Origin of the sequence: Dongshaea marina (genome assembly GCF_003072645.1) — a bacterium.
GTDB lineage: Bacteria > Pseudomonadota > Gammaproteobacteria > Enterobacterales > Aeromonadaceae > Dongshaea > Dongshaea marina.
The window spans coordinates 2,674,510-2,687,860 of record NZ_CP028897.1; the positions used below are offsets into that span (position 1 = coordinate 2,674,510).

General features: G+C 52.2%; 2 protein-coding genes and 1 pseudogene. All 3 read left to right on the plus strand.

The window, feature by feature from the left end; translation table 11 throughout:
• Positions 1-205 precede the first annotated feature (205 nt).
• The 3 genes and pseudogenes from DB847_RS12800 to DB847_RS24400 all read left to right on the plus strand — a co-directional run bounded on the left by DB847_RS12800 (position 206) and on the right by DB847_RS24400 (position 13,349).
• The gene (locus DB847_RS12800) at positions 206-2,479 is read left to right on the plus strand and encodes a two-partner secretion domain-containing protein (RefSeq protein WP_108651056.1); all 2,274 of its coding nucleotides are present in this window, start codon (positions 206-208) and stop codon (positions 2,477-2,479) included.
• A 281-nt stretch (positions 2,480-2,760) separates the two neighbouring features.
• Positions 2,761-9,891 (plus strand): annotated as a pseudogene (locus tag DB847_RS25600) (beta strand repeat-containing protein); the annotation flags it as partial.
• A 254-nt stretch (positions 9,892-10,145) separates the two neighbouring features.
• On the plus strand, positions 10,146-13,349 hold the full coding sequence (locus tag DB847_RS24400) for a beta strand repeat-containing protein (RefSeq protein ID WP_159084596.1): 3,204 nt from the start codon (positions 10,146-10,148) through the stop codon (positions 13,347-13,349).
• Positions 13,350-13,351 lie beyond the last annotated feature (2 nt).

The following is a 13,351-nucleotide window of genomic DNA, read 5'->3' on the forward strand; positions in this document are numbered from 1 at the left end:
CATTGAGGGGGTAAAGAATCGATGCTTAACTTAAATAAAGGGATTACCAGGCATCGATAAGTATCGGAGCCCCAACACAGCACGGCTCGCAGCAGATTGACACTGGTTTTTTTGGTCACTGTTCTGGCGCGTCCATAGCTTAAAAACATATATATGCTTCCCCTTAGAACAGCTCGAAAAAGAGGGGCAAGAGCTGAGGTTATATATGGTCAACCGAGTCTATCGCGTGATTTGGAGTGCGGTTCACCGTACATGGATCGTGGTCAGTGAACTGGCTCGGGCTCATAAAAAACAAAAGTCCTGTTTGATCTCCCTTACTCTGGCCATCGGCGCGTTAAACTCTCCCAGCCTCCACGCAAACTCAATTGAGAACAATACGCTCCCCTCCGGTGCGCAAATTGCTGCCGGAAGCGCCCAGATCAGTCAGCAGCAAGCCAAGATGACGATCACCCAGCATAGCGACAAGCTCATCACCAACTGGGACAGCTTTAACATTGGGCAGGATGCCAGTGTTACCTTTAAGCAACCAAGCGCTTCAAGTAGCGCACTCAACCGGGTGACAGGTCAGGATCCAAGTCAGATCCTGGGACGCTTGAGTTCAAATGGTCAGTTGATCCTGGTGAATCCATCCGGAATTGTGTTTGGAGCAGGTGCCCAGGTTAATGTGGGGAGTATCATCGCCTCAACTCTCAATATCAGTGATCAGGCCTTTAAAGATGGCAACAACCAATTCAAAAACGATGGTACTTCTGGCGAAATAGTTAACCAGGGAAGTATTCAAACCCCCGAGGGTGGCAGCATCGCCCTGATTGCCCCTGTGGTACGCAATGAAGGTAAACTCAACGCCCCTCAAGGCAGCATCACTCTGGCAGCTGCAGATGAAGTCACCATAGATTTTTTTGGGGATGGACTGGCCAAGGTCAAAATTCACAAGAGTACCCTGGACGCACTGGCCGAGAACAAGGGATTGATCCAGGCTGATGGCGGCCTGGTGGTGTTAACTGCCGATGCCACCCGTAGCCTGATGACGGGCATAGTCAATAACTCAGGGATCATCGAAGCCAATAGTCTCACCGAGCAGGGTGGACGCATTGTGCTCGGTGGTGGTCTGGTCACCAATACGGGTGTGCTTGCAGCCAAGGGCGTAACAGGTATCAAGGGAGGCCAAATCAGCATTGAGGGGGAGTTTGTGGCGATGGGGGGCGAGGTCGATGCCAGCGGTTCAAGTGGTGGCAGTATCTCCATCTCAGCAAACCGGGCCCTGTCATTAGCCGACAATATCACAGCGGCAGGCCACTCCTCTTCCGGCGGCAGTATCCATTATAGTTCCGCTGGAAGGATCATTGAGAGCAGCAGCAGCTCTAGCGATGCATCAGGTGCAACAGATGGAGGAAACATCCGTGTCGAGGCCACAAATGCATTGGCAAGCTCAGGGAATTACAGCGTCGAGGGGCAAACGGGTGCAGGTGGGGCTCTGGATATCACAGCTCAAGAGGTGCGACTTCTGAGCAGCACCATAAATGCATCAGGCCATACCCGTGGGGGAAAGGTCCGGGTCGGTGGTGAATTTCAGGGAGGCAAACCAGCCCCGCAAGAGGATCCACATCAGAATTTCAGACAGGAGTTTAGCGCATCCCCTGCCCTGACCAGCTCAAAACTCACCTTTATCAATGACAGCAGCCAGATCGATGTTTCCGCAGCCGACGGCCGAGGCGGCAGCGCCGTCATCTGGTCAAATAACCAAACCACCCAACTGGGTCGTATCGATGCTTCGGGAAACCCGGGTGGATTTATCGAAATATCTTCTGCGCTGGATCTTCGCCATGCCGGTCTTGAACAGATCACCCTTGGTAACGGCGGCACCCTGCTGCTCGATCCCAAAAATATCATTATCGGTGACTATTCGCTGATCGGCAGCTGGAGCTATCAGGCTATTCTGGGGGTGAGCTACCCCAATAACTCTGCCAGTGATGGGGATAAAGACCGTCATCAGTCACTAGACAACACTGATTACTTCGGAACATCCGTTGCTCTTAACTCAGCTGGAACCTTGCTTGCGGTAGGAGCTGAGCTAGATCACGGGTTCTCGAACACAGGAAATGACATAGGTGCCGTCTATCTATACAGCTTTAGCGATAATAACTTTTCTGATGGAAAGTTAGTGGGAATCATCGGCTCCGGATATAACGCGGGCAATCATATTAATTTAAATAGCAAATTATCTGACTATGACCAATTCGGCAGCTCGGTCGCTCTTAATGATGCCGGTGATAGGCTGGCAGTTGGAGCCAAATGGACCGACAACAGCTCAGGGGGTCAATGGAATACCGGTGCTGTCTATCTATTTACTTTTAGTGATACCAGTTTCTCTGGTGGTGCTCTCGCTCTGAGTATCGGTGATGGCTTTAGCTTTGATTACGATTTATCTGCTATGCTCTCGGGTATAGCGTGGCCCTCAATGGCAGCGGTGATCGACTAGCCGTTGGCGCAATAGAGGATGATGGCAGTAGCAACGGTAACTCCAATGCTGGCTCTGTACGCTTGTTTACCTTTGATGATAATAGCTTTACCAATCCCACTCAGGTAGGAAATATTGGCTATGGCTACACCGGCAGTCAAAGCCTGGATCTTTCCTCAGGTAATGCTCCTATCAGTAATGGTGATAATTTTGGATCATCACTGAGTTTCAATAGTACTGGGGAGCGTCTGGCTATCGGAGCGACTAGCGACGATGGCTATAACGATACGGGTGCCTCAGGTATGGGAGCTGTACGCCTATTTTCATTTAGTGATACCAGCTTTGGATCTCCAGCTCTTATCGCCACAATAGGCGGAGCTTATACCACGGGTGTGAGCGCGAAAAATATTGATATAACAAGCACCCTTGGGGCAGATGACAATTTTGGACAATCAGTTGCGCTAAACGATACAGGGGATCGACTCGCCGTTGGCAGCCATTATAACGATGGTCTGAATGATGCTGATACAAACTCAGGTGCTGTACACCTTTTCACCTTCAGTGATAGTAGTTTCAGTGGTGGTAATCACATAGGAAGCATTGGTGCAAACTACACAGGAGCAAATAGCCTAAATCTTTCTCAACAACTAGGTGATAACGATCTCTTCGGTATCTCGGTTAGTCTCAATGGCACGGGTGATCGCTTAATAGTGGGAGCCAAGCAGGATGATGGCCTAGCCAATGCTGCTTCTAATTCAGGGGCCATTTACGCTTTTAGCTTCGGTGATACCAGCTTTGGCTCCCCAAGCCTCAGCGCAACCTTTGGTAACAAGTACCACGGCGGTACTAATTTAAATATCGGCGATACCCTTGAGCCCAATGATGAATTTGGTCGCTCAGCCAGCCTTAATAGTGACGGAACCCGATTGGCCGTCGGAGCGTTCCACGATCACGGCTTTAACAACCCGGGCAGTGACTATGGAGCAACCTACCTCTTTACCTTTAGTGACTCCAGTTTTGGTGGTGCGACCCTAAGCGGCATTATCGGCAATGGTTATACCGGCGGCAACAATATCAACCTCAACAATTATCTTAGAACCGATGACTATTTTGGCTTGTCGGTCGCCCTCAATGATGCCGGAGACAGGTTAGCGGTTGGAGCCGCTAACGCACTCACGGCTACCGGCACAGGAACCGATATCGGCTCGGTGTTTCTGTTCAGCTTCGCTGACAACAACTTTACTGATGGCATGCTCGAAGGAATCATTGGCTCTGGGTATACCGAAGGGAAGAGTTATGATCTCTCATTAAAGCTCGACGATGACGACCGCTTTGGCTCAAGTGTCACTTTTAATGGCAGCGGAACCCAGCTGGCCGTCGGCGCTCGCTTTGATGATGGCGCCAGTGATGATCAGCACGACTCAGGGGCAGTTTATCTTTTTACCTTTAGCGACACAGATTTTAACAATGCAAACTTAATCGGGACCATACAGCGCGGCGGCGATAGCCTTGATTTCAACTCCCAGCTCAGCGTATCAAAGACCTTTGGAGATGGGGTCTCCCTGAGTAGCGACGGTTTGCTACTGGCAGTCGGAGCTAAAAATGATGATGATGCGACCAGCCCAACCTCAGATGCCGGCCGCAACTATGGCGCAGTATTTCTATTCACCCTTGGCAGCGATTTTAGCTCGGTGAATCATGTCGGTACTATCGGCGTAGGCTACACCGGCAGTGAAAGCTATGATATGACCGGCACTCTGGAGGCCCAGGACTGGTTTGGCCGCTCCGTCAGTCTCGATGACGCAGGCAGCCTGTTAGCCGTTGGTGCCGATATGGATGATGGCTCAACCAATGCTCTTGCAAATTCAGGAGCCGTGTATCTGTTCAGCTTTGGCAGCAATTTCACTAGCCCAACCCTGCAGGGCACCATCGGCTCCGGCTATAGCACCGGCAAGAATTATAACCTAACCCTGGGGGCCGATGACCGATTTGGTAAGAGTGTCTCCCTCAGTGGAGACGGGACACAGCTGGTTGCAGGAGCCCCTCTCGATTATGGCGGCGCCAACCTGGCCAACGAAAGCGGCACAACCTATCTCTTTACCTTTGGTGACACCAGTTTCTCAAGCCCGACTCTCATCGGCAATATTGGTTCCGATTATCCGGATGTAGGGGATCTGAACCTCGGAGGCATGGTTGAATCCGGCGATCAATTTGGCACCAGTGTCAGTCTTAACAGCGCCGGAGACCGGATGGCAGTCGGGGCAAGTGCGGATGATGGTTTTGCCGAAAGTAATTTTCAAGCCGGCGCCGTGCACCTCTTCAGCTTCAATGGTAGTGACTTCTCTGGGGCAGAGCTGACTGCTACATTGGGATCAGGTTACACCGGGGGTAAAAATCTAAATTTAAGTAGTACTCTGGGAAGTGAGGATTTCTTTGGCCACGGGGTTGCCCTCAACGGTAACGGCGACCAACTGGCAGTTGGGGCTGCCGGAGACGATGGCTTCAGCAACACACGTATCAATTCTGGTGCAGTGTATCTCTTTACCTTCAGCGATACTGACTTTAGCAGCCCTACCCTGGTGGGAACCATCGGCCATAATTATAGCGGCACCAAGGATATTAATCTTAACGATCCGGTTTCAACCATACTTCATGGCTCAGATAACTTCGGTAGCAGTGTTTCGCTCAGTGATGATGCTCATCTATTAGTCGTTGGGGCCCCTGCTGATGATGGTCTGGGGCAAGATAACGCCAATAACTATGGTGCCGTGTATCTCATCACCTTTAGCGATATCAATTTCAGTGGCGGCGATCATGTGGGCCTCATCGGAGTTGGCTACACAGGGTCTAAAGATCTCAAGCTTGATGGGGATCTTCCCGGGATTTTCCTGTCCGATGGCGATAACCTGGGAAACAGCGTGTCACTCAGTGGATCGGGCACCCTGCTAGCCATTGGTGCGCCAAAAGATGATGGCTGGAATGGTACAATCCAGGATGTCGGAGCGGTCCATCTGGTGAGCTTTGGCGATAAATTCTCATCTCCTACCCTTAGAGCCAGCTTAGGTTATGACTACGCTAATCTTGCCAAGAGTATCAATCTCTCTTCCACCACCGCAGCCTACGACTATTTTGGCTCTGCTGTTGCACTCAATGGCGATGGCACCAAGCTTGCGGTCACCGCCCCCGGCGATGATGGCCAGATAGCCACGTCCGGCGACTATGGAGCGGCTCACCTCTTTACCTTTAGTGACAGCAATTTCAGCAATGGCTCTCTCGATGCTACTCTCGGTAAGGATTACACGGGAGGAAACAACCTGGCAATTTCATTAGCCAGCTCCGAACAATTTGGCCAAAGTGGGATCTCATATAACGCGACTGGCAATCAGCTGGCCATTAGCGCACGCTATAGCGATGGCTTCAGCAGCTCCTCCAATGACTCGGGTTCCGTTTACCTGTTTAGTGCCACAGAGCAGGCAACGGCTGTTGCCAGCTATAGCTACTCAGATAACCCGACTGAAACCTCAAGACTTCAAACCAGCGCCCTGAAAGCATTATTAGATGCTGGTACAGATGTCACTCTGCAGGCCAGTAACGATATCACCCTGGAGCAGGATCTAACGGTTGATAATGGGAGCGGAGATGGTGGCTTCCTGTATCTTCAAGCTGGACGTAGCGTCCTACTCAACGGTTCGATCACCACAGATAATGGTCGGCTCGCAATAGTTGCCAACGATAACGCCAGCTCCGACGTTGTTGATGCTAACCGAGATAGTGGCTCCGCCACCATCACAATGGCGGCTGGAACCAGTATTACTGCAGGCACAGGTGAAGTAAGTTTCGAGCTGTTTGAGGGGGCAGGAAACACCTACAGTGACTCGGGAGATATCAGCCTACAGGCAGTCAGTGGCAAAACCATTCAGATCATCAACAAGGGACCCACCGCAGGCTCTGGAATTATCCTCAATGGAATCCTCACCTCCAGTGCTGAAGTTCAAGACAATTACGGGATCCTGTTAGTGGGTGATGAGTTTACAAATAATGTTGGAAGCGGAGCATTCAGTGTCGGCGGAGGATATCGCTATCTGGTGTGGACCGAGAACCCTGCCAGCAATAATCTGAACAGTCTGAGCTACGATTTTAAACAATACAATGCCAACTATGCTACTTATCAGTTTAACTTTCTAGGTGATGGCCCCGGAGTTTATGTACAAGATGCAGGCAGTGGCTTCCTCTATACCCTGGCACCCAGTATCACCGCCAATCTGACCGGCTCTGCCAGCAAAAGTTACGACGGAACAACCACTGCAAGTATCACTGGTGCCGGTTATACAACCTCAGGTGGAGCAGTCGATGGTGATAGTGCAAATATCACAGCCGCCACCATAGACAGTGCCGGTTTTGATACCAAGAATGTTGGTACCAGTAAGACGGTCACCGCCAATATTTCAGGTCTGACGATCTCGGGAAGTAATGGAGGTGTCACTGTTTATGGCTACCAGGGACCATCGAGTACAAGCGGTGTTATCGGGATCATCACCCAGCGTGATGTTTCGGTGAATAACGCCACCGCCGATAGCAAGGTCTATGATGGCCTCACCACGGCAAGCATCAATTCCGCCGGAACTCTGACCGGCCTGCAAAATGGTGAAACCCTGACCCTTAACAGCGGTAGCGCCAGCTTTGCGAACAAGAATGTCGGCTCAGGCAAGACGGTCTCCTTCTCCGGATTTTCCATCTCCGACGGCACCGGGCTTGCCTCCAACTATAACTTCACCGGGGTGGTCGATTACACCTCAGGGATCATCACCCAGCGCGCTGTGTCGGTGAATAACGCCACTGCCGATAGCAAGGTCTATGACGGCCTCACCACGGCAACCATCAACTCCGCCGGAACTTTGACCGGATTGCAAAATGGTGAAACCCTGACTCTCAATAGCGGTAGCGCCAGCTTTGCGAACAAGAACGTCGGCACCGGCAAGACGGTCTCCTTCTCCGGATTTTCCATCTCCGATGGCACCGGGCTTGCCTCCAACTATAACTTCACCGGGGTAGCCGATTACAGCTCTGGGATCATCACCCAGCGCGATGTGTCGGTGAATAACGCCACCGCCGATAGCAAGGTCTATGACGGCCTAACCACGGCTGCTATCAACTCCGCCGGCACCCTCACCGGGTTGCAAAATGGTGAAACCCTGACCCTTAACAGCGGTAGCGCCAGCTTTGCAAACAAGAACGTCGGCACCGGCAAGACCGTCTCCTTCTCCGGATTCTCCATCTCCGACGGCAGCGGGCTTGCCTCCAACTATAACTTCACCGGGGTGGCCGATTACACCTCAGGGATCATCACCCAGCGCGCTGTGTCGGTGAATAACGCCACTGCCGATAGCAAGGTCTATGACGGCCTCACCACGGCAACCATCAACTCCGCCGGAACTTTGACCGGATTGCAAAATGGTGAAACCCTGACTCTCAATAGCGGCAGCGGCAGCGCCAGCTTTGCGAACAAGAACGTCGGCACCGGCAAGACCGTCTCCTTCTCCGGATTTTCCATCTCTGATGGCACCGGGCTTGCCTCCAACTATAACTTCACCGGGGTGGCGGATTACAGCTCGGGGATCATCACTCCCCTCGCCATCACAGGAAACGGTATTACCGCCAGCGATAAGGTCTATGATGGGAGCGTGACAGCCTCGCTGAATAAGGCTGGAGCAGGGTTAGTCGGCGCAATAGGCGGCGATGATGTAGCAATCGATACCAGTGGAGCCACAGGCGCTTTTGCTGACAAGCATGTGGGAGTCAATAAATCCGTTACCATCAGCGGGCTGAGCCTGAGTGGCAGTGATGCCTCCAACTATACGATTAGCGATAACAGTGGTGCAGCTGCCGATATTACCAGGCTTGGGATCTCAGCCATCAACATTAACGCCAGTGACAGGGTGTATGATGCAACAACCAGCGCTAACATAGATACAGGTTCGGCTGCACTTTCTGGCAAGGTGTCCGGAGATGATCTCGCTTTGAATGTGGCCAGTGCCAGTGGAAGCTTTGCAGATAAACATGTTGCCACCAATAAAGCGATCACTATATCTGGACTGGCGCTCACCGGCTCAGATGCGGGCAACTATACGGTCACAGATAACAGCAATGCCACTGCCAGCATTAGCGCTCTTGGGATCACGGCCATCAATATCACCGCCAATGACAAGGTTTATGATGGCAACACGACCGCCAGCCTCAACACCGGCAGTGCCACCCTGTCAGGGGCCCTGGGAGGTGACAATGTCAGCCTGGATCTAACAAGTATCAGTGCAAGTTTCGCAGATAAGCATGTCGGCACAGCCAAGAGTGTAAGTATCGGCGGGCTGGGGCTTAGTGGCTCGGATAGCGGCAACTACACAATCACAGACAATAGCAATGCCAGCGCAGATGTCACACCGCTGACCATCAACGCCATCAGCATAACGGCCAGTGACAAAGTCTATGATGCCAGCACCACGGCGGTGCTCAATACCACCTCTGCCAACTTGTCCGGACAGATCCTCAGTGATGATGTCACCCTCAATAGCGACGCTGCCAGTGGCCAGTTTGCCGATAAGCACGCGGGAGCGAACAAGGCTGTCACCATCTCCGGACTCACCCTGACAGGAGCTGATGCGAGTAACTATAACGTCATTGATAACAGTGGTGCCACGGCCAGTATCAGTAAGCTGGCAATACAGTCCATCAATATTACAGCCAGCAACAAGGTCTATGATGGCAACACAACCGCCAGCCTCAACACCGGCAGCGCTGATCTCTCCGGAACCCTGGGAGGTGATGATGTGAGCCTGGATACGGGCAGTATTAGCGGGTTATTCGCGAATAAAAACGCCGGAAACTCTAAAAGCATCACGATCGGCGGCTTGCTACTCAAGGGTGCCGATAGCAACAACTACAGGGTCACCGACAACAGTGGTGCCAGTGCCGATATTACGCCACTTGGAATCACCGCCACCGGGATCACCGCGGCAGACAAGGTCTACAATGCCAACACAGTAGCCATTATCAATACAGGAGCTGCGGCACTGTCCGGTGAGGTATCAGGCGATGATGTCACGCTTAATGTGAACTCAGCTTCAGGTAGCTTTGCAGATAAACAGGTGGGGACAGATAAAGCGGTCACCATCAATGGTCTCCTGTTAACCGGGGCAGATGCTGGCAACTATAGCATCAGTGATAACAGTGGAGCGACTGCCGATATTAGTCACCTTGGGATCACCTCGAGCGGAATTACGGCGCAAGATAAAGCCTATGATGCGACCCGGGTTGCAAGCATAGACACCTCGGGGGCAACTCTCAATGGGGTTTTATCCGGAGACCTGGTGACCCTGAATACAACCAGTGCCTCCGGCCAGTTCGCCGATAAAAATATCGGAACTAACAAGCCGGTGACCATACTTGGTCTGAGCCTGACCGGAAGCGATGCGGGCAATTACAGGGTTTCCGATAACAGTGGAGCAACCGCAGACATCACGACAGCAACCGGAACCGTCATCACCACAAGTGGCATCATTGCCCAAGACAAAGTTTATGATGGCACTACCTCGGCGCAGATTAATACCGGTGGATTTAGCTTTTTTGGCGCCATTGGGGGGATGATGTCACTCCGGATGCTTCGGGTGCCACAGGTAATTTTGCCGATAAGCATGTGGGTCAAAATAAAGCCGTCACCATCAGCGGCATCACCCTCACCGGAGCGGATGCCGGTAACTACAGCTTTGTCGAAGGTAGTGGCGCCACCGCAGATATCACTCCCCGTCCCATCACTACCAGCGGCATAACCGCCGCAGATAAAGTCTATGATGCAACCCTTAGTGCAACCCTGAACTCCACGGGCGTCATACTCAATGGTGTACTGGGGCTTGATGATGTGACCCTCAATAGCAATAGCATCAGTGGCCAGTTTGCCGATAAAAATGTAGCCACCAATAAGCCGGTGGCGATCATCGGCCTCTCCCTGGGTGGCGTGGATGCAGGAAACTACAGTGTCATCGACAATAGTGGTGCACAGGCTGATATCACGGCGCGCCCACTAACTGTCGAAGATATTCAAACCACCCAGCCCCTGGTCAATGACAAAGTTTATGACGGAACCACCACTGCAACCCTCAACCTTGTGGGAGCAAGCTTTATCGGGGGCCTGAATGGTGATGATATCAGGCTGGATACCACCAATCTTAGTGCCAGCTTCGCCGACAAGCATGTCGGACAAGGCAAACAGGTCACCGCCAGCGGCATTACTCTTACCGGGGGAGACGCCGGGAATTACTATATTGCAGATTACACTGCAGGGATTGCCGATATCACGGCGAAGCCGGTCACCAGCACAGGGATCACCGCTCAGGGCAAAGTCTATGATGCCTCAACCCTTGCCCAACTCGACACCAGTAACCAGGGGTTGAGTGGGATTGTCGCAGGCGATCTGGTCACCCTCAACAGCGACAGTGCCAGTGGCAACTTTGCCGATAAACATGCGGGAGCCAATAAAGGGGTCACAATTCTGGGGTTGATTCTCTCAGGCCCTGATGCTGCAAACTATAGTCTCTTAGATGCCAGCGGTGCTACAGCGGATATCACCTCACGCCCTCTCACCGTGGACGATATCCAGAGAACTCAACCCCTGGTCAATGACAAGGTGTATGACGGGACAACCACTGCCTCACTTAATTTAACCGGAGCAACCTTTGTCGGAGGGCTCAGCGGGGATAGTATCTGGCTTGATACCAGTAACCTCAGTGTCAGTTTCGCCGATAAAAATGTCGGACAGAATAAACGGGTGACCGCAACTGGCATCACCCTGGCCGGGAGTGACGCCACCAATTACTATATTGCAGATTACACGGCTGGCACCGCTGACATTACTCCTAAGTCCATCACGATTAACGGCCTGACGGCACTTGATAAAGTCTATGATGGCAACCTTCAGGCATCCCTGGATACCAGTAGCGCCACCCTAAGTGGTGTCCTTGAAGGGGATGATTTAAGTTTAAATGTCAGCAGCCTCAGTGGAACATTTTCAGATAAAAACGTCGCCAGTAACAAAAGTGTCACCATCCAAGGGGTGAGTGCCAGTGGCAGCGATATTACAAACTACAGCCTCTTAAGTGTGTACAACACCCAGGCCGCTATCACAGCCAGGACACTCACCAGCTTTAATATTACAGCCAATAGCAGAGTGTATGATGGCAGCTCTTCTGTGACCCTGAATACCGGAGCAGCCACATTTGGTGGTCTGGTGGCCAGTGATGATGTCACTCTTGAGGCCGCAGCGGCTCAGGGAACACTGGCAGACAAAAATGCCGGTAATAACCGGGCGGTCTCAGTATCCGGGCTAACCCTGAGCGGGAGTGATGCCGTGAATTATCAGGTGGTCGATGGCAACAATGCCAGCGCGACCATCAGTCAACTGGCGATCACCGCAACAGGCCTGGTTGCCCTGGATAAAGCCTATGATGCCAGCACCATTACGAGTATCGATGCCAGTGCAGCCCAGTTAAATGGCGTACTGGCAGGCGATGAACTTAGCCTCGATTCAACCAGCCTGGCGGGCCAGTTTTCCGATAAAAATAGTGATACAGGCAAACCCGTGACCATCAGCATTCTGTCTTTAAACGGCGCTGATGCAACAAACTACAGCATTACGGATGCAAGCAATGCGCTGGCAGATATCACCCCCAAAGATCTCACCCTATCCGGTCTCACCGCAGGGGATAAAATCTATGATGGCAACACCACGGCCACCAGCATCAACCAGGCAAGCGCCCTGTTTAACGGCCTGGTGGGCTCAGAGAGCCTCACCCTCGCCTCCGGCATCAGCGGAACCTTCAATGCTGCCGATGTCGCCGATGCCCATACCGTGACTTTTAGCGGTATCACCCTCCTTGATGGCAATAACGGTGGTGAAGCTTCCAACTACAAATTAGTTAGCTGGAACACAGACTCCTCCAGGATCACCGCCAAAACCCTCACCCTCTCAGGTGAGACAATCACAGCAGCCAACAAGGTGTATGACCACACGACCGATGCGACCCTCACCATCAGCGGCTACTCCCTCGAGGGCGTCGTCCATGGCGAAGATGTCACTCTAAATAGCACAGTCAGAGGTCACTTTAGTGACTGGAACGCCGGCGTTGGTAAGCCAGTGACCTATAGTGAAAGCGACTTCACCCTCAGTGGCACAGATACCGGAAACTACCAGCTGGATAGCAGCGACTTTGCTGGAACAACGACCGCAGATATCATCCCATACACCCTGACCCTGAACTTCAATGCCCTGGATAAAGCATTCGACGGAACCACTGAGGTTACGGTAACCGCCACCCATGATGGCTATTCAATGGATGATCTTCTGCTTAGCTATAGTTCTAACTTCCTCTCTCCTCAGGTTGGTCTGAATAAGCCGGTGTCGATCTGGAATATCACCCTGGGTGGTGTCTATGCCTCAAACTATCAGCTCACCAGCACCACAGCCAGCACCACCGCCAGCATTACCGGAAGCGATCCCGGATATATCTCTCAGCAGGACTTTATACCACCCTACCCTCAACAAAAATTGACAGAGATAGTCACAGTATCCAGCGACCCCTGGGATGTTGAGAGTGTCAGGCTTCAGTATGTTGAGTTAGCCGAGAGTGAGACCCAACCTCTTGTTAAGCCCGCCATTGAGGCTCAAGAGCAACAAGTCACTCAGGGAAATGTTTTACAACAAGTGAGCAAAGATGAAAGCCCCCGGGATCTCCCGGCTGATCCGACCGAGGCTGATACGAGCAGCTCATCAGGAGGAGCAAGCTGTATTATCCAGAGCAACCAGAGATCCAGGCTGGTTACAGGTTCACAGTGCAACTCCAAGTAGCG